This window comes from Burkholderia sp. Bp8984, assembly GCF_003853755.1.
Lineage (GTDB): Bacteria > Pseudomonadota > Gammaproteobacteria > Burkholderiales > Burkholderiaceae > Burkholderia.
Genome location: NZ_QTQN01000002.1, coordinates 148445 through 168456 on the forward strand (window position 1 = coordinate 148445; position 20012 = coordinate 168456).

Sequence of the window (20012 nt, forward strand, 5' to 3'; positions counted from 1 at the left end):
CTTTTTCGCAGAACATCGTCGGCAAGCCGGTCAGTTCGAACCCGCCACCTTCGGCGTGTCCTCATAGATCAGCAGGGGTTTGCCGTCGCCATCGATCACGTTCTCGTCGATGATGACCTTGCTGACCCCTTTCATCGCCGGCAGCTCGTACATCACGTCGAGCAGCGCCTGTTCGATGATCGAACGCAAGCCGCGCGCGCCGGTCTTGCGGCGGATCGCCTTGCGGGCGACTGCCTGCAACGCGCCCGGCCGGATTTCCAGCTCGACGCGCTCCATCGCGAACAGCTTGTGATACTGCTTGACGAGCGCGTTCTTCGGCTCGACCAGGATCTTCATCAGCGCGGCTTCATCGAGCTTGCCGAGCGTCGCGACCACCGGCAGACGGCCGATCAATTCGGGGATCAGACCGAATTTGATCAGGTCTTCCGGTTCCGTTTCGCGCAGCACTTCGCCCGCGTCGCGTTCCTGCTTGCTCTTGACCGTCGCGCCGAAGCCGATGCCCGTCTTTTCGGTGCGATCGGTGATCACCTTCTCGAGGCCGTCGAACGCGCCGCCGCAGATGAACAGGATGTTGGTCGTGTCGACCTGGATGAAATCCTGGTTCGGATGCTTGCGGCCACCCTGCGGCGGCACCGACGCCATCGTGCCCTCGACGAGCTTCAGCAGCGCCTGCTGGACGCCCTCGCCCGACACGTCGCGCGTGATCGACGGGTTGTCCGACTTGCGGCTGATCTTGTCGATTTCGTCGATGTAGACGATCCCGCGCTGGGCCTTGTCGACCTCGTAGTTGCAGTTCTGCAACAGCTTCTGGATGATGTTCTCGACGTCCTCGCCGACGTAGCCGGCTTCGGTCAGCGTCGTCGCATCGGCGATCACGAACGGCACGTTCAGCAACCGCGCGAGCGTCTGCGCGAGCAGCGTCTTGCCGGAGCCCGTCGGGCCGATCAGCAGGATGTTGCTCTTCGACAGCTCGACGTCGTCCTTCTTGTCGAGATGCTTCAGGCGCTTGTAGTGGTTGTACACGGCCACCGCGAGGATCTTCTTCGCACGCTCCTGGCCGATCACGTACTGATCGAGGATGTCGCGAATTTCCTGCGGGCTCGGCAGATCCGACCGGGACAGGCTGGCCTCGACGCCGGCGGCAGCCGCCTCGTCGCGAATGATCTCGTTGCAGAGGTCGATGCACTCATCGCAGATGAATACCGACGGGCCCGCGATGAGTTTCTTCACCTCATGCTGGCTCTTCCCGCAAAACGAGCAATACAACAGCTTCTCGCTGTTCGAACCTTTTTTGTCCGCCATGAATGTAGAGCCTCCGGACAGGTAGATGACATGATACGCCGAATGCTCCGAACGCCGCGCCTAGGGCGCGACCGGAGTCGGCTGGATGCGCTTGCCGCAGATGCTCAGGGCACTCGGGACGTTGCAGGGGCGCCGCGCAAATCGGGGCGGCACCCCACTTAAGCTCACGGGCGCTTCAGCAGCACCTGATCGATCAGCCCGTAAGCCTTCGCGTCCTCGCTCGACATGAAGTTATCACGGTCGGTGTCGCGCGCGATGCGCTCCACGTCCTGGCCCGTATGCTGCGCGAGCAGGTTGTTCAGCCGTTCCTTCAGGTAGAGGATCTCGCGTGCCTGGATCTCGATGTCGGACGCCTGGCCGCGTGCGCCGCCGAGCGGCTGGTGAATCATCACGCGCGAGTTCGGCAGCGCGAAGCGCTTGCCCTTCGCGCCCGACGCGAGCAGGAATGCGCCCATGCTGGCCGCGAGACCCATGCACAGCGTCGACACGTCCGGCTTGATGAACTGCATCGTGTCGTAGATCGCCATGCCGGCCGACACCGAGCCGCCCGGGCTGTTGATGTAGAGGCTGATGTCCTTGTCGGGATTCTCGCTCTCGAGGAACAGCAATTGCGCGACCACGAGGTTGGCGGTCTGGTCGTTCACTTCGCCGACCATGAACACCAGGCGCTCCTTCAGGAGACGCGAATAGATATCGTACGAACGCTCGCCGCGGCCGCTCGTTTCGACGACGATCGGCACCAGCCCCAGCGCTTGCGCCTCGAAACCCTGCGGCGCGTTCGAAGCAAGCATGTCCAGCAATTCAGCGCGAGTGATCATTCAATGAACCTTGTTCGAATGGAAAATTGAACGGAGGGAAGCCGCCCGCTCAATCGCCATATTAATGGCAACCGTGCGCTTGACGTAAAAACGGCGTGCGGGCCGTCGCTCCGACAGCCGGCACGCCGCTAGAGCAACACTTACGCTTGCGCCGATGCGCTCGCGAGTGCCTCGAAGCTCACTTCCTTGTCCGTCACCTTTGCCTTGCCCAGCACGAAGTCGACGACGTTGCTTTCAACGACGAACGCTTCCATCTCGGCGAGGCGCTGCTGGTTCGAATAATACCAGCGGACCACTTCCTTCGGGTCTTCGTAGCTCTTCGCGAACTCGTCGACTTCCGCGCGGATCTGTTCCGGCTTCGCTTCGAGGCCGTTCGACTTCACGAGCTCGGCCAGCACGAGGCCCAGCTTCACGCGACGCTCCGCCTGCTCGGCGAACATCTCGGCCGGGATCGGTGCGTCCTTCGCGTTCGGCACGCCGCGCTGCGCCAGATCCTGGCGAGCCATTTCGACGAGACGTTGCTGGTCTTGTTCGATCAGGGCCTTCGGCACGTCGAGTTCGGAAATCTTCAGCAGCGCGTCCATCACCTGGTTCTTGACGATGGCTTGCGTGCGACGCTTCGCTTCGCGCTCGAGGTTTTCCTTGATTTCGGCGCGCATCTTCGTCAGGTCGCCGTCTTCGATGCCGAGCGACTTCGCGAATTCGGCGTCGATTTCCGGCAGGTGCGGCCATTCGATCTTCTTCATCGTGACCGTGAATTGCGCCGTCTTGCCCGCCACGTCCTTGCCGTGGTAGTCGTCCGGGAACTTCAGCTCGAACGTGCGCTGTTCGCCGGCCTTCAGGCCGAGCGCCGCCGTTTCGAATTCCGGCAGCATGCGGCCTTCGCCGAGCACGAACGGGAAGTCTTCGGCCGTGCCGCCCTGGAACGCGACGTCGTCGATCTTGCCGACGAAGTCGACCGTCACGCGGTCGCCGTTCTTCGCTGCGGTGTCCGCACCGCCGTCGCCGTGCTCGCCGGCTTCGCCGCGAGCGTGGTAGTGCACGCGCTGCTTGCGCAGGATGTCCAGCGTGCGGTCGATTTCGGCGTCGCCGATCGACGTCGTCGAGCGCTCGACTTCAGCCGTCGCCAGATCGCCGATCTTCACTTCCGGGTAGACCTCGAACGTCGCGTCGAACGCGTACGCATCTTCAGCCTGTTCCTGCTTCGGCTCGAAGCTCGGCTGGCCGGCGACGCGCAGGTTTTCCGCGCGGCTGATCGTGAAGAATTCCTGGCCGATCTTGTCGCTCAGCACTTCCGCCTCGACCTGACCCGAGTATTGCTGGGCGACCATCTTCAGCGGCACCTTGCCCGGGCGGAAACCCGGCATGCGAACGTTCTTCGCGAGTTTCTGGATACGGGCGTCGATTTCCTTCTGCACGGTGTCCTTCGGCAGGGAAATCGTCACGCGGCGTTCAAGCTTGCCGAGGTTCTCAACAACGTTAGCCATGGCTTCAATCGTCCTAAAATTATTCGAGCGAATCGGGTTTTCCTTGCCGTGCCTGCCTGCGGCATGAGGTGCGTCTCACGCACACGCCGCGCCGGAGCGCCACGCCATCCCTGCACGCGCCGGATGGCTAGCGCAAGCGGCTCGGAGCACGGCTTTGGCCGGAAGAATCGACTATTCTAGCAAACAATCTTCCTCATACCGCCAGATCGGCACGACAACCGTGCGCACCCGCGGTGCCGCCCGCTCCCGCGCGCGGCGATGCGCGCGGATCGCCGCTATGCCGAACGCCGTATCCACCGCGGGCCCGCCATCCTGTAAGCTCCGATTGAAGGTGCGCCGCGGCCGCGGCCGCCATTCTTCACACCAATCACGCCTTCCGGAGACACCATGCCGCAACACCCGTCCGCGCCTGTCGTCGTCATCGCGCCCGATTCGTTCAAAGGCTCGCTTTCCGCCGAGCAGGTCGCGGACGCGATCGCCACCGGCATCCGCCGCGCCCGGCCCGACGCGGTCGTGCGCTGCTGCCCGATGGCCGACGGCGGCGAAGGCACGCTCGACGCGATGCTGGCGGGCGGCGGTACGCGGCGCACGCTGCAGGTGGCCGGCGCGTCGCTCGCCGCACGCGATGCGGCGGTCGGCGTGATCGACGCGCGCACCGCGATCGTCGAGACGGCCGAGATCGTCGGCATTACCGATGCGGTCGGCATGAGCGTGCCGGTCGACGCACGCAGCACGCGCGGCATGGGCGAGGCGATCCGCACGCTGCTCGACGAGGGCGTGCGCCGCTTCTTCGTCGCGCTCGGCGGCAGCAGCACCAACGACGCGGGCGCAGGGTTGCTCGCGGGCCTCGGCCTGCAATGCTTCGACGCGGCCGGCCAGCCGGTCGAACCCGTGCCGGCACGACTCGCCGACATCGCGCGGATCGACGCGGCGGGGCTCGATCCGCGCCTGCAGGACGCGGAATTCATCGGCATGTCCGACGTCGACAACCCGCTGACGGGCGCGCATGGCGCAACCGCGGTGTTCGGTCCGCAAAAGGGCGTGACGCCCGCGCAGGTCGCGACCCTCGACGCCGCGCTCGGCCATTTCGCCGACCTGCTCGAGACCGCGCTCGACCGGCGCTGCCGCGACCTGGCCGGTGCCGGCGCCGCGGGCGGCCTCGGCTTCGCGCTGCACATGCTCGGCGCGCAGTTCGAAGCCGGCGCGGAAGTCGTCGCGCGGCAGGTCGGGCTCGATGCGGCACTGGCCGGTGCCGACTGGCTGATCACCGGCGAAGGCCGCTCCGACGTGCAGACGCTGCACGGCAAGGCGCCGTTCATCGCGTGCCGCCACGCGCGGGTCGCGGGCGTGCCCGCGTCGCTGCTGTCGGGCGCGGTCGACCCGGCCGCGCTGCCGCGCCTGTCCGAACACTTTTCCGGCTGCTTCTCGCCGGCGCCCGGCCCGATCACGCTCGACGTCGCGATCCGCGACGCGGCGAACCTGCTCGCGAACGAAGCGGAACAGTTGACACGGCTGAAGTACGGCGCACACTGACCGTTGACCCGAGCGCGCGATACAGGAACAATCGGGCCCGCCCTTTTTCTTCAGGATTCGACATGAAAGGCCGACAAGCCGGGCTCGACCAGTTTCTGACCTATCGCCTCCATGCGCTCGCGAAGCGATCCGACCGCGGGATCGCCGACGTGTACCGGCACAAGCTGGACATCTCGCTGCCCGAGGCGCGCGTGATCGCCGCCGTCGGCGCCTTCGGTCCGTTTTCGATCATGGATCTCGCGCGCCACACCAATCTCGACAAGAGCCAGGCGAGCCGCGCGGCGGAAGCGCTGCTGCGCCAGGGGCTGCTCGAGCGAAGCGCGAGCGAGGAGGATGGCCGGATCGTGCTGATCGCGCTGACCACCGACGGCCGCGCGCTGCATCGCAAGATCATGCCGATCGTGCGCAAGTGGAATGAAGGCTTGCTCGCGTGCCTGTCCGACAGCGAGCGCCAGACGTTCGAGCGGCTGCTCGACAAGGTGGTCGCGAGCGCGATCGAACGCGACGACTGAACCGCTTCTTGGCGGGCGTAGTCGGCGCCGCCCCTATCGCGAAGGTGCGGCATGGGCTGCAATCGCTGCGGCCGCGCACATGTTTCAGGCGCCTGCCGCTTTACCCGGATTTATTCGGATGAATCCCGCGGGCCGCCCGAGTCGCGCAAGCGTGGGCGGCGGCCCGGGCGATCGCTCGCCGTTTCGTCATTCTTCCCTGCATGCCGGCCATCGCCGCCGCGCTCTCCCTCCGCTACAGCCCGCTGTTCGCCGCACGCTGACGCAGCAACCCCAGCACCGCGTCGCAATACGGCGTCGGCACGCCGAGCTTGCGCCCCAGTTCCGGAAACACACCGAGGATCGGCCCGATTTCCAGCGGCCGCCCGGCCTCGAAATCCTGCAGCATCGATGTCTTGAACGCGCCGAGCTTGCGCGTCACGGCAATCCGCTCCGGCCCGCTCATCCCCGCATCGAGGCCGAGCTTCGCGCCGATCGCGGCCGCCTCCTCCATCATCCGCAACGCGAGATCCCGCGTGAACGGATCGTCGAGCAGCTGCTCGGCGGTCGACCCCGTCAGCGCGCTCAACGGATTCATGTTCATGTTGCCCCACAGCTTCGCCCAGATCTCGGTGCGGATCGCCGGCGTCGACTCGACGTCGAAGCCGCCCGCGGCAAGCGCCGCCGCGAACCGCGCGGTCGGCGCGGCGAGCCGATGGTCGGGCGAGCCGACGATCAGGCGGTTGCCGCGGCCGCGGCGCACGACACCCGGTGCATCGGTGCTCGACGACAGGTGCACGACGCAACCGATCGCCTGTGCGGGCGGCAACGCCGCCGAGACTGCACCCGCCGGGTCGACCGCGTCGAGCGGCACGCCGTCGAGCGGGCCCGCGAGCCCGTGCGTGAACCACCACGGCAGCCCGTTCATCGCGGCGACGATCACCGTGCCGGGCCCGACCAGCGGCGCGATGCGCGCGGCCAGCGCCGGCAGCGCCTGCGCCTTCAGCGCGATCACCACGTAGTCCTGCACGCCGAGCGCAACCGCGTCGTCGCTCGCGCGCACCGGGACCGACGACATGACGCCCGCCTCGTCGATCACGCGCACGCCGTGCGTGTCCAGTGCATCGAGCGTCGCACCGCGCGCGAATGCGCTCACCGTCATGCCGGCCCGCGACAGCGCGGCCGCGAGCAACCCGCCGATCGCGCCGACACCGACCACCGCCGCGCGCACCGCCCCTGAATTCGTGTCGTTCATGATGGAAATCCGTCTACCAGGAGCTGACGAGCATAACGCTCAATGGTTGCGGATACAACCATTCATGCCAGCACCCGCATGCCGATGCCGGCACGAGCGATTCAGCGCGCCGCGCCACCCGCCTCCACCGGCTCGTCGTCGGTCGGGCCGCCCGTCGCGCCGAGCACGCCGGCGATCTGGCTCTTGTCGTGCATGCCGAGCTTGCGGTACGCGCAGCGCAGGTAGTGACGCACGGTCGTCGGCGAAATCGCCATCTGCTGCGCCACCTCCTTGTGCGAACGGCCGGCACCGTAATAGCGGATCGCCGCCAGCTCGCGCGGACTCAGCCGGTCGAGCAGCGAGCGCGGCCGCGCCTCGATCTGGAACAGTCCCGCGACGGGCACGCACTGGATGCGCAACGCATCGCCGATGAACGGCTGGCCCGACTGGCGCCGCACGTGCGCGACCAGCGGCTCCGGTACGCGCGGGCCCGTCCACGCCGGCCATTCGGTGCGCAGCACGTCGTCGAAGCCGTGATCGGCGTGATGCAGCACGCCGAAGTTGTCGCACAGCGCGCGCGCCGCCGGCGCCACCGCGTCGCCGCGCTCGCGCGTGAGCTGCGCCGCGCGATTGATCGTCAGCGCGGCCGCCAGATGCGGGATCACTTCCTCGAAGCGGCTCGCGTCGTCGTCGCTGAACGGACGGTTCAGGCCCTGGCGGTAGATCGACATGAACGTCGTCAGCCCGAAGCGGCGGTCGAGCGTACACACGCACATCAGTTGCGCCAGCCCGTACTTCACGCACCAGTCGCGAAACCGCGCGTCGAACCCGGGCTCGACGACCGACAATCGCACCGCGCGACCGTGCGCGCCGAGCAGCGTGCGCTGCGCGAGCGGATCGCAGTCGCGCACGCGTTTCCAGTCGCTGAAGAACGCATGCGGCAGACGGTACAGGAAACTGTTGTGCATCACGGGGCCGGTCGGCACGTGCGTCGCGACGCCGGTCCACGCGGCGTCGAACGGGATGAGCCCCTGCAGCAGCGAAAAGAAGCGGCACTCGAATTCGCCGATGCCCGACTGCGCGGCGAGCGCGTACAGATCGAGCAGCATCAGGCCGAGTTCGCGCCGCGCCGCGTCGCCGCGCGTCACGCCGTCGAAATCGGCGCGGCGCGGCGGCAGCGGCGGCCAGGCGGATTCCTCGAGCACGATCGCGGCCGGCACGTCGCGCAACGCGTCGAGATCCTGCCCGATATCCGTCGTGATCCTCACCTTCCGCTCCCCTGCCCGATCGGGCCGCTGATGCGCGCAACGCAGACCGGCCGATTATAGCGACCGGCATTTTTGGCGGGCGCCGCCGCCGGAGTACACGACAGCCCCATCCATTTGAACGGGACGCCGCCCGTTGCTGCCGCGCAGCACGCCGCGCCGCGGCGTCGCGGCGTGTCCATGCCGTGCACCGCGGGTTTTCCATACCGTTCATCTGCACGACTGTTCGCCGGTTTTCCCGCTGCGGACACTGCGTCGCGACAACACCAGCGACAAACGACGCAGGACGGTATGGAGAACCCCACGTGATGACACCCCGCTTCATCCGCACGGCGATGGCCGCCGCTGCGCTCGCTGCGTGCAGCTTCGCCGCACACGCGCAATCGACCCTCACGCTGTACGGCGCGCTCGACGCCGGCGTGCAGTACCTGACGCATGCCGACGGACGGCACGCGGCCGTGCAGTTGCAGAACTACGGCATCCTGCCGTCGCAGGTCGGGCTCAAGGGCACCGAGGATCTCGGCGGCGGCTGGCGCGCGCTGTTCAAGCTCGAACAGGGTCTCAACATCAACGACGGCACCGCGACCGTCCCCGGCTACGCGTTCTTCCGCGGCGCGTACGTCGGCATCGCGGGGCCCGTCGGCACCGTCACGCTCGGCCGGCAGTTCAGCGTGCTGTTCGACAAGACGCTGTTCTACGACCCGCTGTGGTACGCGTCGTACAGCGGCCAGGGTGTGCTCGTGCCGATGAACGCGAACTTCATCGACCACTCGATCAAGTACCAGTCGCCGGCGTTCGCCGGCTTCGATGTCGAGGCCCTTGCCGCGACGGCCGGCGTCGCGGGCAATACGCGCGCCGGGCGCGTGCTCGAACTCGGCGGCCAGTACACGAGCAACGGGCTGTCGGTCAGCGCGGTGCTGCATCAGGCGCACGGCGACGCGTCGGCGGCGGGCGACGCGTCCGCGCGCCGCCGCGAGCTCGGCACGCTCGCCGCGCGTTATGCGTTCGCGACGCTGCCGCTCACCGTCTACGCGGGCGTCGAACGCCTGACCGGCGACCTCGATGCGGCGCGCACGATCGTCTGGGGCGGCGCGCGCTACCTGACGTCGGGCGGAATCGGGCTGAACGCGGGCGTCTACCACACCGATTCGCACGCGCCGGCGATCGGGCGCCCGACGCTGTTCATCGCGAGCACCACCTACGCGCTGTCGAAACGCACCGTCGCCTACCTGAACCTCGGTTATGCGCGCAACAGCGGCCAGAGTTCGCAGACCGTCTACGAATACGACCCGACACCGCTCGCCGGCGCATCGCAGTTCGGCGCGATGGTCGGCATGTACCACCTGTTCTGATTCCGTCCAGCGAGATCCAGCCATGAAAACCCTTTGCTCCACCGATGCAGCACTGCCGTCCGACGGCCGCGCGTCGCGGTTCGCGCGCTCGACGCTCGTCGCCCTCGTCGTGTTCGCGGCCATCACGCCGCTGCTGCTGCTCGTCGCGCCGGCCGTCGCCGGTCAGTTGGCGACACAGCTCGGGCTGTCCGCGTCGCAGATCGGCACCTACTTCTTCGTCGAACTCGGTGCGTTCAGCCTCGCGACCGTGCCGTCGTACCTGTGGCTCGGCCGCGTCGATGCGCGCCGCGTTGCCGCCTGCGCGATCGCGCTGTTCGGCGCGGGCAATCTCCTGACCGCGCTGTGGATGCCCGGCTTCGTCACGCTGCTCGCGTTGCGTGCCGTCACCGCGCTCGGCGGCGGCTCGCTGATGGTGCTCTGCATGACCAGTGCGGCCACGAGCGAGAACAGCGATCGCGTGTACGGCCTCTGGGTCGTCGGCCAGTTGATCGCAGGCGCGATCGGCCTGTTCGTGCTGCCGCACGTGTTCGCCGGGTTCGGGCTGCGCGCGCTGTACGTCGCGCTGGCCGTGCTCGCACTGCTTGCCGCGCCGCTGTCGCGCGGCTTTCCGGCGACGCTCGGTGCGCGGAGCGCGTCGGCGCGGGCCGCGCGCGGCGCTGCGACGAATACGCCGCAGCGCTTCGTCGCGCTCGCGATCGGTGCGGTGCTGACGTTCTATCTCGCGATCGGCAGCGTGTGGACCTTCGCGAGCCGCGCGGCGGCGGAAGCCGGACTCGATCCGCAAGCGACCGGCAACGTGCTCGCGATCGCGAGCGTGATGGGGATTGCCGGCGCGGCGCTCGCATCCTGCGCGGGCGGCCGGCTTGCGCGGCGCACGATGCTGGCCACCGGTTACGCGCTGCTCGCGGCGTCGCTCGTCGCACTCGCCGCGCTGCCGCATGCGCGCGGCTACAGCGCCGCGATCTTCGCGTTCAAGTTCGCGTGGACGTTCGTACTGCCGTTCATTCTCGCGACCGTCGCACAGATCGATACGTCCGGGCGCCTCGTCGCGACGCTCAATTTCGTGATCGGTGCGGGCCTCGCGGCCGGCCCGCTGCTCGCCGGGCTGTTGCTCGATGCCGGCGGCACGATGCACGCGCTGTTCGCGGCCGCCACTGCCGTCGCGATCGCGTCGTTCGCCGCGCTGCGCCATATCGATCGCCGCGCGCGGATTGCCGCGGCTGCCGTTTCCTTCCAACCGTGACAGGTCAAGCACATCCATGAATCGCACTGCCTTCTTCACCGACGAACGCACGTTCTGGCACACCGGCGGCACGCACGCGCTGTTCTTCCCGGTCGGCGGCTGGGTCCAGCCGCCATCGAGCGCCGGCTACGCGGAATCGCCCGATTCGAAGCGGCGCTTCCTGTCGCTCGTGCAGGCGTCGGGCCTTGCCGCTCACCTCGACCTGCGCGGTGCCGCGCCGGCCACCACCGGCGATCTGCTGCGGATTCATCCGGCGAGCTATCTCGACGCGTTCCGCGCGCTCAGCGATGCGAACGGCGGCGACCTCGGCGATCTCGCGCCGTTCGGCAAAGGGAGCTACGAGATCGCCGCGCTGTCCGCCGGCCTCGCGATCGCGGCAGTCGACACGGTCGTCGGCGGGCATGCGGCCAACGCGTTCTCGCTGTCGCGCCCGCCCGGCCATCACTGCCTGCGCGATCGCCCGATGGGCTTCTGCCTGCTCGCGAACATCCCGATCGCGATCGAGGCCGCGCGCGCGAAGCATGCGATCGAGCGCGTCGCGGTGATCGACTGGGACGTGCATCACGGCAACGGCACGCAGTCGATCTACTACGACGATCCGGACACGCTGACGATCTCGCTGCACCAGGACCGCTGCTTTCCGCCCGGCTACAGCGGCGGCGACGAGCGCGGCGAAGGCGCGGGCGTCGGCGCGAACCTGAACGTGCCGCTGCTCGCGGGCAGCGGCGACGACGCGTATCGCCATGCGTTCGAGCGGATCGTGCTGCCGGCGCTGGAACGATTCCGGCCGGAGCTGATCGTCGTCGCGAGCGGTCTCGATGCCAGCGCGGTCGACCCGCTCGCGCGCATGCAGTTGCATACCGACAGTTACCGGTACATGACGCGGGCGGTGAAGGAGGCGGCACGGCGCCACTGCGGCGGACGGCTCGTGATCGTGCACGAAGGCGGCTATTCGGAGGCTTACGTGCCGTTCTGCGGACTCGCGATCGTCGAGGAACTGGCCGGCATCCGCACCGAGGTCGCCGATCCGATGCTCGACCTCGCGATCGCGCAGCAGCCGGGCGAGCGGTTCGTCACGTTCCAGCGCGAGCTGCTCGACGAACTGGCCGTGTCGTTCGGGTTGTAACGCGCGCTCACCAACGAGATGGGGCCGGCCCTTGCGCGATCGGTGCGGATGGGGTTTCCTGTGCTTTTATACCTGCCAGGCCCGGGCCCCTCTTCAGATGAAATCGTCTCCGCGCGAACCCGACACCAACGACAAAGCGCGCCGCCAGCCTTCGAAGCTCGCCCTGAATATCGCCGCGGTGCTGGTCGGCCTCGTCACGTTCGCGATCGGCGTCGCGTGGTTGATCTATAGCTGGATCGTCGATCGCGAAGCGCAGTATTTCGCGATTCCGCTGGTGTTTTCGGTGCCGGTGATCGTGGCGGTCGCGGTGCGGAGTTTCTGGGACTAGGCGCGCGCCGAACGACAAAGCGCCGCGGTCGGTCGACGCGCGGCGCCTTTCATCAAATGCGGTAGCAATATTGGCGGTCCGCTCCCGGCCGCTCACAAGCCCGCGTGCCGACACGGGTTGGGAACCGCGCCCTGATACCCGCTGGCGAAACCCAGTGCGGAACCGAGCAGCGCCGTGCCGACCGATTTCAGGACGGTTTCGCCCGACAGCGACACCCCGCTCGAAATCAGCCGGCCCGAATAGGCCGAACACTCCGGGGAGGCTGCGCCGGTCTGCACGGACCTGGCGCTCCACGCGACGTTGTCGGCGGCCGTCGTGGCAGATGCCGGTACGGCCAGCGCGAGCGTGAGTACGGCAATCGATGTGTGTGCGATGTTCTTCTTCATGGACGGTCCTTGGCAGGGAGCGCTGCGTACAGGAACTGTAATGAAGAGATGATACGCGCTACGCGACCCGAATTTCCGTGCGCTGGACAGGAGCCGTGTATCGGCGAAAATCGTCATCAACAAAAAAGCGCTGCCGGTCAGCCGACCGGCAGCGCTTTTTTGAACGGTCCTGGGCGGAGCCCGTTCGACTTCGTGGTGCGTGAGGCCGGATCCATATTGAAGTCTCTGCGCCTTTCTGGCATTGGCGTCCGATGAGTTCGAATTTCTCGGATGCCCCCGCATATGCCCCCTTGTGCAAATACTGCCGATTTTTGTTGTTGCGACACAACGAATCGGCGGTTTCCATCATCGCGCAAGGAGATCGTCATGGCAAAGAACTTCGTCGGGGCATTTCGTTTTTCGTTGGCCGTTGCAGTACTGCTCGCATGCGCCGCATGTGGCGGCGGTGGAGACGGCGCGCCAGCGGTCACGGCAGTGCAGCAAAGGGTGACTCTCCCGCTGACCACCCAACCCATTATCCATTCGCCTACGGTCCTGATCGAGGAAGATGGCGATTCGAAGACGTATGGCGCGACGCTGGTCAATGGGGACTATGTGCAGGCGCCGGACAACATGCCGACCTACCTGCGCACACTCTTCAACTGGCAGGTACAGACGCTGAACAACGGCATTGGGCACTCGACGGCGCTTGATCTGCTGAACGGCACGGGTGGCTTCGGTGTACCGTTTGCGCAACGCATGGCCGAATCGAAAGCGCAGATCGTGGTGATCAGCTTCGGCGCAAATGACGCGACGAACCGGAGCGAGACGCCGGCCGTGTTCGAGCAGACGCTCTACCAGCTCACGATGATCGCGCAGAACGCGGGCAAGTACGTAGTGATCGAAGACGCAAGCCCTGCAACCGGCGTACATGAGGGCGACATCGCCACCTATTCGCTCGCGGCAATTGATGCCGCGAAGCAAATGGGCGTGCCAGTGATCGATCAGTACAACTGGATCGGGCATCAACCTGACTGGCAGGCGTTGCTCTCAGACGGCCTACACCCGACTGATACCGGCTACAAGATGATGGCACAGCAGCAATATGATGTGCTTGCGCCAATCGTTGCAGCACTACACTAGGCCCCGTTATCGACGTTCGTGGGCGTGATCGCATCTGGAATGACTGCCTCTGCACCGATTCCCGGCATGATCGATTTTTTGCAGTGGTCTTTCTGGATTTTGTCCAGCAAGCCGCAGAGAATGCAGGCCCAGCGTTCGCCCTTGATTTGGGCCTTGCCGGCTACGCTCGATATCGTTTCATGCGCATCGCCGCCGCGCGCCACGTTGGCGCCTTCGTCGAGCCAGATGAGCCAGTTCAACAGGTAGCGGCCGAGCTTGGTCATGATTGGCCGCCCTGTTGCGCAATGATTTCTGTTTTGCGATCGCTCGATGCGCTGCTGCCGAAATAGTAGGCGATCACACTGGCCCACGCGGTTCCGAGCGAGCCGAGCATCAGCATGAAGGCATCATGCGCCGGCGCGGGCAACGGAACGAACATCATCACCGCGAGCACTGCGAAGAAGCCGATGCTGACAAACATCGCGAGGAATGGGGCTGTCCAGCTTTTCGTGCTGATCTGCATCTGGCGCGCACTCGCGCGGTCTTGCACTGCCAGACTGGCGAGCGTCTCGGTATCCTTGAAGCCAGCCTGAGCCATCGCGACAGCATAGTCTTGGTCGGCTTTGCGCATCGCTGCGAGCTGCTCAGGCGTCGCGCCGCTTATTGCTGCGGCGAGCGTTGCCTGCCGGTCATCGGTCGAGGCATCCGGTTTCGGCGCGATGCCGAATACATGCTCGAGCGCAGCAACCGCGCCCCCAGCCAGCGGGCCGCCAAGTACCGTTGCAATCGTCGGCGCCAGTGTTTTGACGACATTCAGTGCGCTATCCCATCCGCTCATGATTGAGCTCCCGAAAAATTAGAACCGAGAATGAAAAGCGCGCGCTCTGCATCGCGCCGTTTTTGAAGACCGGCAATGACGCGACCGGCGGCCATATCCCATTTGGGGAATTCATCGGCGGCCCTCTGCATGTCACCGGAATTCAGCTTTGCGAGTAGCGTCGAGTGTTGGAGCGCGCCGATACCGATGTTGTAGGCAAAGTCGCAGAGCGCTCCCTTCTGTTCATCCGAGATTGGCGCCGTGATGATCTGATCGATTCGGATGCCGATCGCCTTCATGCGCTGCTGTAGATCGGCATCGGCCTGGTCCTGCGTCCATACCGTGTCGCGCGTAATGCCGTAACCGGTCGCACCATATCCGATCGTCCACGGATCGGCATGGGTTGCCGGATCGGGGTAGGCGGTCAGACTGCATCCCTCGAATTGCTTTGCTAGTCCTACCGCGAATTCAAGCCAGCTCATGCTTCACTTCCAACGATCTTGCAAGGAATCATCGCGTCCTCGTCATGCATGTAGACGGCGCAGACGCGGTGATATCCGTCCGCAATTGTCAGCATCGTGCCGCGCACGAGCAGGACTGGAGATAGCCTTTTGCCGTGCTCGATCTTCTCTAGGTTGCGTTTGACGTGGCTGTTCGAATCGCTCAACAACGGCAACCCGCTCGCTCTGAAAATGTCCTTCGCCTTGAACTCAGACATACCTGCTTGGCGTAACGCATGCACAAAATCTCCGGCCATTTTGATCGGCACATGCAGAGATAGATACGAGAGTGCCGCAGTGTAATCGTGCGCTTCGGGCTCATCGAGCCACCTGATTTCGTGACTCATTTTTTCTTCCTGAAATGCGCCCAGATATTGACAGCGCTGTAGGCAATGGAAGCCAATAGAGCGATGTTCGAAAGCGTGATATCGCTAGCTAGATGGCCAATCAGAACACCAAGCCACGGCGGCATGATCTGCGCGGCGCTTTGCAATACTGCGTGATGGCTGTTCATGTTTCCCCCGTTCATGTGAGTCATTTCTTAGATGGCGGGATCAGCAATCCAACTGATCATAACTGTCGTATAATCAGCAGCCACCCCGGACAGGTTTTTAGTTACGAAAACGGCGCCTCCCGCATTTTCGCTTGTCAGCTCGCATACTCCATCGTTATTAAGCATGCTCTGGTAGCAACGTGCGCCAGCATTAGGTTGATTGCGTGCGAAACTGACGGTATAAGTACCAGCGCTCGTGCGCGTCACCGACGCAACGCCAAATGACGAAACGATGCTGCCGTTCGTTCCATTGAAGCGGACATACCCACCAATATTCGATTGGGCGCACCTCATCGAATTCGCCATATTTGCTGAGCCAGTCAGATTCGGCGCTTCGATAGAATTATCATATGAAGACCCTGTGTCATCGACTTCCACATTATCTGTTGCACTCAAAACCTGCCAGTAGGGTCGACTGGACGATGCGGTGTAGTCGGCATACCCTTTGTGACCATTGCGCAGCCGGATCTTATGTTTGAAGCCGCCGGACGTATCGATTTTGATATTGTTGGTGCAGTAAAGCGAATGACGTTGGAACGTGCAGTCCTGCACGGTCAGCATGGAATTAGATGCCGAGTTGACATACCAGATGTCGGCTGAACCAACACCATTCGTCGCACTGCCGTTGTTCTCGATATAGGCGCTATTAAAGCTTGCTGAAATGGATCCTTCGGTGAGCGCTGTGTTGATGATGATGCGTGCGCCCCAAATAGAATTCAGGGTACCCGAAGAATTGCTGGTCCCGTTAGATTCGATCGAACCGCCTTGCCAATCGAGCGCAGACGGATTCTGGAAATCTGCGCCAAAATTAGTGTTCAGACCGAATGTGCAATTCATAAACGACAGCGCGTTCGGCTGCGTGAAGGTATTCTTTGCACACTGAAAGCCACCATTGTTATAGAGCAGATAGACGTTCTCAAAGAACGATTCCTGCACATCAACACATGACATGCCGAGGTTCCACCCTTGGCACATTACGTCTTTCGTCGTCAGATGCGAATGGCTCGTGAGAGTAATGGCCGTGTTGCTGCGATCTGTCTTGAACAGACCGATCCCCTCGACATGCATCATGCTGATGGCGCCACCAGCAGTGTTACCAGTGATATGGAAGCCATCGAATGCGCCGTTATCGAAGTTGATGACGGTCTGTCGCGATCCGCCGCCTTTGATGGCGGTGCGCAAGCCCGAAAGCGTCGTGTCGGAGCTGTAATCGATCGTGAAACCTGCGCTGGAGCGGAACTGACCGAAACCATACACATCAGCGCCATTCGCCACGGCGAACGCAATACACGCTTGGATCATTGGATGATTGTCAGTCCCTATCCCAATCCCTGTGCTATCTGCTTTTGCGCCCCACTGCTTGAATCCATAGATGGCTTGTGGGACGATTTTCATACGTCCGCCATCTGCCGCAATATAGATTGAGCCGCCATCGTCAGGCGAAGTCGAATCACTCGGATCGAGGCAATATTCCGCACCTCCCCCGCCATCACGCGCCGAATAGTAGCCGGTCAAATGAACCCGCGGAAATGCCGCAGAGTTCAATGCTCGCGCTGCCGCCATCGAATCGACCGAGCGCGCCAGATTGCTACTGGCGTATTCACTTGCCTGAAGCGCACTAGATGCTACCCATGTTGCCTGGTTGATCTGATTGCCATTCGCATCATAGAGCGTAAAGACATAGGTGACGCCTGCCGCCAGAAAGAGCTGCGATGAAATCCCCGATGAGTTAGAAATTTCGCCGCGCGAATTTAGCGGGATCGGATTAGGCAGAGGCGTGGTGCCGGCTGCATCCTGATAGGTAGGATAGTTGACGCCACCAACCTGCGTGAGAACGCTGCCGCCTGCATTGGGTTGGCCGGCGTTATTCAGAAAGGCCAGAATCGGCGTCGGCGCGAGGAAGACTTGGGTGCTCATTTACGGGGTTCCCCGAGATTTTTTCATGAGTTCGCTGAGGGGTACTGCGGATAGACCGGCGCCAGGCTCGAGCGAGCGAGCAACTTCCTTTGCGGCGGCGCGTCGTTCGATCGCCTGACGTGTCCACGTGCCGACCGGCACACCGTGCGCCGCGACGTTGGCAGCTCCTTCGGCCGCAGACTTGGCTGCCCCCGCAACCGATGCGACGAAGGTGTTGCTGTTGTTCACGTAGCTGCCGCGGGGCTGCTGTTGCGTATAGCGCGCCACGTTGCCGAGCTTGTCGACGGTTTGCGCCGCCTCTGGCCCGAGCACGATCCCAGTTTTGTCGCCGAGATTCTGGATTGCCTTGTTCAGGCCAGCCTGACTGACGTTTCCCGTACCCGTACGAAGATCAATGCCCGCTTGCGCGCGGAGGTGATCCATCAATGCCGATGCGACGAGCTCGCGATTGACCGGATCGTTCGACAGGTTTTGCAGCATGTTCTGCACATTGGCCGTCTTGCCGCCCGCGACGTATTTGCGCGCGAAGTCATCCGCCAGCGGCGAAGGCTCGCCGGGCGGCGTAATGTCATTCACTGCAGCCTTATAGGCGGGATCGGCATCCATCGCCTGGAAGCGTGCACGCGCGGCTCCTTGCGCGGCTTTGTAGGCAGCAAAGGCATCCGCACCGGCCGATGACGGATCAAGGTCGGAGCTGACGATGTGATCGCGCAACAGGCCGATATCGTGCCGCACGGTGCCATCGGTCGCGCTTCGCATGGCACCAGAGAGCGTCTTGTCAATGTCCATCAGGTCACTAACATGCATGGGGCGGAAGGACGAGCCATTGACTTCGAATCCGGCCGGCAGTGAGATCTGATTCGTCGCCGCATCGCGGAAGATCTGCTGAACATTCGAGGGGAGTGCATTGAAGCGCGTCGGGCCAATCTCGGACGCGAAGTCCTTCATCCGCGGCGCGGCGTCGACCAATGCCGGCGCACCATTCGCGCCGCGCGCTTGCGCGTACAGGTCGGAGATGTGCCGCTGAATCGGCGCATCCATCTCCTTATAGGCGTCGACGAGCGCCTGACCAGTGAGAGCGCCAGACGGCACGTTGACGTTCGGGGAGACCTGATCCCGGATCGCGGTGAGGTTGTCGACGATCTGCCCGTTCTGCGCGTTGAAGCGATTCGCCAGTTCCGGGTTTTTGCCGCGGGCGTTCTGCTCTTCTGACAACAAGCGCACATCGCCGCTCGCCTGGCCGGCTGTCAGTTCGATCGGCACCGGCAGCGAACCGGCCTCGATATGCCGTTCGGCAGACGTCGGGTTCAGTGTGCCCTTCTGTTCCGCCGCAGCGATCTTCTGCACCAACGCATCCGGCACGCCTTCAGCGGCAGCCTGTTGGGCGTATGACGTGCCCGCCGCACCGGCGCTGCCACGGGCGCCAGCGGCGGCCGCTGCAGGAGATCCACCGGCAGAAGCGGCCGCTCCAGCCGGCGCACCAGAATCTGCCGCCTTCGATACGCCCACTAGATGACTCATCGATGGAATGAGCGCACCGATTGCCCTTGCAGCCAGTGCGCCACCTGCGCCGAATCCGGCGCCCTCAAGCGCACCCTGAGTCGTTTCGACGCCCGACCGGTTATCGGCAATGGCGGGGATAGCACCCGCAACAGCACCGCCAGCCATTGCGCCCGGAATGCTCGCGCCGCCTAACGTGGCATAGGGCAGTGCGCCGCCGACGACGCCAGCCGCCTTCCCAGCGAGGCTGTTGTTCGTGTCGCGCGCCATCTGCTGCTCGATCTGAGCGCGTGCCGCCTGCGCCTTGTCGGCGAATTCGTTTGCGCCCACAAGTCGCGCGCCAGCCCCGGCGATGCCAATTACGCTGCTTGCGAGATTGCCGACGCCCTTCTCTGCGATGTCAGACCATGTCGAGCCATTCTGGGCGGCAGTCGTCGGATGCATGGGCGCAGTCGGCATACCTTCGCCGGGTGCAGCGGCAGGCGTTTTCGCGGGCGCGGCGGGTGCATTGACTCCCGCCATTGCAGTATCGAATGCATCTTGATGCTGCTGAGCGGGCGCAGTCGCCTGGACCGCAGGGGCAACGGGTTGAGTCGCGGGCAGCTTGTTGAAGTTCGTCAGCACCTTTCCCGGATAAGCCTGCGTCAACGGCCCCCATCCACGTTGGTCGAATCCGCCGTGATAGGCCATCAGCGCCTTTTGCGGATCGCCATAGCGGTCAAGAAGTTGCGACAGATACTGCGTGCCTGCGTTGATGTTCGTCTGTGGGTCTGTCAGATCACCCTTGTATCCCATGCCCTTTGCAGTGCTAGGCTCGACCTGCATCAGGCCAACCGCGCCCTGATCCGAGACCGCCTTCGGCCTGCCGCTCGATTCGGTCTGGATGACGGCGCGGATCAGGCGCGGATCGACGTTATAGACCTGCGATGCATGTGCGATATACGCGCCATAGGGATCTGACGGAGAGGCGGTCTGAGCTGACGACGCAGCAGGCGAAGACGAAGGTGCTGCCGGCGCGCCGCTGCCGCCACCAAGACTCGACATTGCCTGATCGAATACGTC

General features: G+C 64.4%; 20 protein-coding genes. 7 read left to right on the top strand and 13 right to left on the bottom strand.

Going from position 1 to position 20012, the window contains the following annotated elements; translation table 11 throughout:
* Positions 1-30: 30 nt before the first annotated feature.
* From clpX to tig, 3 genes are all read right to left on the bottom strand, one after another.
* Complete coding sequence (gene clpX / locus DID98_RS02735; protein WP_006754177.1) at positions 31-1302, bottom strand: ATP-dependent Clp protease ATP-binding subunit ClpX; 1272 nt, start codon at positions 1300-1302, stop codon at positions 31-33.
* A 164-nt stretch (positions 1303-1466) separates the two neighbouring features.
* Complete coding sequence (gene clpP, locus DID98_RS02740) at positions 1467-2120, bottom strand: ATP-dependent Clp endopeptidase proteolytic subunit ClpP (RefSeq protein ID WP_006496351.1); 654 nt, start codon at positions 2118-2120, stop codon at positions 1467-1469.
* 140 nt (positions 2121-2260) lie between these two features.
* Positions 2261-3607 carry a trigger factor gene (gene tig, locus DID98_RS02745; RefSeq protein ID WP_124570164.1) on the bottom strand — a complete coding sequence of 449 codons (1347 nt, stop codon included), beginning with the start codon at positions 3605-3607 and terminating at the stop codon, positions 2261-2263.
* Between the two features lie 387 nt (positions 3608-3994).
* Here tig and DID98_RS02750 point away from each other — a divergent pair, with 387 nt between their 5' ends.
* Together DID98_RS02750 and DID98_RS02755 are read left to right on the top strand one after the other, a co-directional pair.
* On the top strand, positions 3995-5140 hold the full coding sequence (locus tag DID98_RS02750) for a glycerate kinase (protein ID WP_124570165.1): 1146 nt from the start codon (positions 3995-3997) through the stop codon (positions 5138-5140).
* Positions 5141-5202: 62 nt separating this feature from the next.
* Positions 5203-5652: a MarR family winged helix-turn-helix transcriptional regulator gene (locus DID98_RS02755; RefSeq protein WP_124486232.1), complete on the top strand. Its 450-nt coding sequence runs from the start codon at positions 5203-5205 to the stop codon at positions 5650-5652.
* A gap of 232 nt (positions 5653-5884) precedes the next feature.
* Here DID98_RS02755 and DID98_RS02760 read toward each other — a convergent pair whose 3' ends face one another.
* Both DID98_RS02760 and DID98_RS02765 read right to left on the bottom strand, forming a co-directional pair.
* A complete protein-coding gene (locus DID98_RS02760) occupies positions 5885-6883 on the bottom strand; it encodes a 2-dehydropantoate 2-reductase (RefSeq protein WP_124570166.1) in 999 nt (332 codons plus the stop codon).
* A gap of 101 nt (positions 6884-6984) precedes the next feature.
* Positions 6985-8130, bottom strand: a complete 1146-nt coding sequence (locus DID98_RS02765) for a helix-turn-helix transcriptional regulator (RefSeq protein ID WP_124486230.1) — start codon at positions 8128-8130, stop codon at positions 6985-6987.
* A 302-nt stretch (positions 8131-8432) separates the two neighbouring features.
* Here DID98_RS02765 and DID98_RS02770 point away from each other — a divergent pair, with 302 nt between their 5' ends.
* The 4 genes from DID98_RS02770 to DID98_RS02785 all read left to right on the top strand — a co-directional run bounded on the left by DID98_RS02770 (position 8433) and on the right by DID98_RS02785 (position 12176).
* Positions 8433-9479: a porin gene (locus DID98_RS02770; protein WP_124570167.1), complete on the top strand. Its 1047-nt coding sequence runs from the start codon at positions 8433-8435 to the stop codon at positions 9477-9479.
* 22 nt (positions 9480-9501) lie between these two features.
* On the top strand, positions 9502-10722 hold the full coding sequence (locus DID98_RS02775; RefSeq protein WP_124570168.1) for an MFS transporter: 1221 nt from the start codon (positions 9502-9504) through the stop codon (positions 10720-10722).
* Between the two features lie 16 nt (positions 10723-10738).
* The gene (locus DID98_RS02780) at positions 10739-11848 is read left to right on the top strand and encodes a class II histone deacetylase (RefSeq protein ID WP_124570169.1); all 1110 of its coding nucleotides are present in this window, start codon (positions 10739-10741) and stop codon (positions 11846-11848) included.
* 97 nt (positions 11849-11945) lie between these two features.
* Positions 11946-12176, top strand: a complete 231-nt coding sequence (locus DID98_RS02785) for a hypothetical protein (RefSeq protein WP_044843684.1) — start codon at positions 11946-11948, stop codon at positions 12174-12176.
* 92 nt (positions 12177-12268) lie between these two features.
* Here the strand turns inward: DID98_RS02785 and DID98_RS02790 are convergent, their stop codons facing one another.
* Positions 12269-12562, bottom strand: a complete 294-nt coding sequence (locus DID98_RS02790; protein WP_124486226.1) for a hypothetical protein — start codon at positions 12560-12562, stop codon at positions 12269-12271.
* Positions 12563-12928: 366 nt separating this feature from the next.
* Between DID98_RS02790 and DID98_RS02795 the strand changes: the two genes are divergently transcribed.
* Positions 12929-13684: an SGNH/GDSL hydrolase family protein gene (locus DID98_RS02795; RefSeq protein WP_185640815.1), complete on the top strand. Its 756-nt coding sequence runs from the start codon at positions 12929-12931 to the stop codon at positions 13682-13684.
* Here DID98_RS02795 and DID98_RS02800 read toward each other — a convergent pair.
* The 7 genes from DID98_RS02800 to DID98_RS02825 are packed head-to-tail and all read right to left on the bottom strand — an operon-like array spanning position 13681 to position 19994.
* Positions 13681-13947: a hypothetical protein gene (locus DID98_RS02800; protein ID WP_124570171.1), complete on the bottom strand. Its 267-nt coding sequence runs from the start codon at positions 13945-13947 to the stop codon at positions 13681-13683. The genes DID98_RS02795 and DID98_RS02800 overlap by 4 nt on opposite strands.
* A complete protein-coding gene (locus DID98_RS02805; RefSeq protein WP_124570172.1) occupies positions 13944-14501 on the bottom strand; it encodes a hypothetical protein in 558 nt (185 codons plus the stop codon). The genes DID98_RS02800 and DID98_RS02805 overlap by 4 nt, the downstream gene beginning before the upstream one ends.
* Positions 14498-14962: a lysozyme gene (locus DID98_RS02810; RefSeq protein ID WP_124570173.1), complete on the bottom strand. Its 465-nt coding sequence runs from the start codon at positions 14960-14962 to the stop codon at positions 14498-14500. The genes DID98_RS02805 and DID98_RS02810 overlap by 4 nt, the downstream gene beginning before the upstream one ends.
* Positions 14959-15327: a hypothetical protein gene (locus DID98_RS02815; RefSeq protein ID WP_124570174.1), complete on the bottom strand. Its 369-nt coding sequence runs from the start codon at positions 15325-15327 to the stop codon at positions 14959-14961. Before DID98_RS02815 ends, DID98_RS02810 begins: the two co-directional genes overlap by 4 nt.
* Entirely contained in the window at positions 15324-15494 is a 171-nt protein-coding gene (locus DID98_RS35695) for a hypothetical protein (RefSeq protein WP_185640816.1), read from the bottom strand. The genes DID98_RS02815 and DID98_RS35695 overlap by 4 nt, the downstream gene beginning before the upstream one ends.
* 27 nt (positions 15495-15521) lie before the next feature.
* Positions 15522-17450, bottom strand: coding sequence for a hypothetical protein (locus DID98_RS02820; protein WP_124570175.1), 1929 nt, complete (start codon positions 17448-17450; stop codon positions 15522-15524).
* Entirely contained in the window at positions 17451-19994 is a 2544-nt protein-coding gene (locus DID98_RS02825) for a lytic transglycosylase domain-containing protein (RefSeq protein WP_124570176.1), read from the bottom strand. It lies immediately after the preceding gene.
* Positions 19995-20012: the final 18 nt, after the last annotated feature.

Excerpts from the sequence above, each read along its gene's own strand:
- clpX (WP_006754177.1), bottom strand. The coding sequence starts at position 1,302 with ATGGCGGACAAAAAAGGTTCGAACAGCGAGAAGCTGTTGTATTGCTCG.
- clpP (WP_006496351.1), bottom strand. The coding sequence starts at position 2,120 with ATGATCACTCGCGCTGAATTGCTGGACATGCTTGCTTCGAACGCGCCG.
- tig (WP_124570164.1), bottom strand. The coding sequence starts at position 3,607 with ATGGCTAACGTTGTTGAGAACCTCGGCAAGCTTGAACGCCGCGTGACG.
- DID98_RS02750 (WP_124570165.1), top strand. The coding sequence starts at position 3,995 with ATGCCGCAACACCCGTCCGCGCCTGTCGTCGTCATCGCGCCCGATTCG.
- DID98_RS02755 (WP_124486232.1), top strand. The coding sequence starts at position 5,203 with ATGAAAGGCCGACAAGCCGGGCTCGACCAGTTTCTGACCTATCGCCTC.
- DID98_RS02760 (WP_124570166.1), bottom strand. The coding sequence starts at position 6,883 with ATGAACGACACGAATTCAGGGGCGGTGCGCGCGGCGGTGGTCGGTGTC.
- DID98_RS02775 (WP_124570168.1), top strand. The coding sequence starts at position 9,502 with ATGAAAACCCTTTGCTCCACCGATGCAGCACTGCCGTCCGACGGCCGC.
- DID98_RS02780 (WP_124570169.1), top strand. The coding sequence starts at position 10,739 with ATGAATCGCACTGCCTTCTTCACCGACGAACGCACGTTCTGGCACACC.
- DID98_RS02785 (WP_044843684.1), top strand. The coding sequence starts at position 11,946 with ATGAAATCGTCTCCGCGCGAACCCGACACCAACGACAAAGCGCGCCGC.
- DID98_RS02790 (WP_124486226.1), bottom strand. The coding sequence starts at position 12,562 with ATGAAGAAGAACATCGCACACACATCGATTGCCGTACTCACGCTCGCG.
- DID98_RS02795 (WP_185640815.1), top strand. The coding sequence starts at position 12,929 with ATGGCAAAGAACTTCGTCGGGGCATTTCGTTTTTCGTTGGCCGTTGCA.
- DID98_RS02800 (WP_124570171.1), bottom strand. The coding sequence starts at position 13,947 with ATGACCAAGCTCGGCCGCTACCTGTTGAACTGGCTCATCTGGCTCGAC.
- DID98_RS02805 (WP_124570172.1), bottom strand. The coding sequence starts at position 14,501 with ATGAGCGGATGGGATAGCGCACTGAATGTCGTCAAAACACTGGCGCCG.
- DID98_RS02810 (WP_124570173.1), bottom strand. The coding sequence starts at position 14,962 with ATGAGCTGGCTTGAATTCGCGGTAGGACTAGCAAAGCAATTCGAGGGA.
- DID98_RS02815 (WP_124570174.1), bottom strand. The coding sequence starts at position 15,327 with ATGAGTCACGAAATCAGGTGGCTCGATGAGCCCGAAGCGCACGATTAC.
- DID98_RS35695 (WP_185640816.1), bottom strand. The coding sequence starts at position 15,494 with ATGAACAGCCATCACGCAGTATTGCAAAGCGCCGCGCAGATCATGCCG.
- DID98_RS02820 (WP_124570175.1), bottom strand. The coding sequence starts at position 17,450 with ATGAGCACCCAAGTCTTCCTCGCGCCGACGCCGATTCTGGCCTTTCTG.
- DID98_RS02825 (WP_124570176.1), bottom strand. The coding sequence starts at position 19,994 with ATGTCGAGTCTTGGTGGCGGCAGCGGCGCGCCGGCAGCACCTTCGTCT.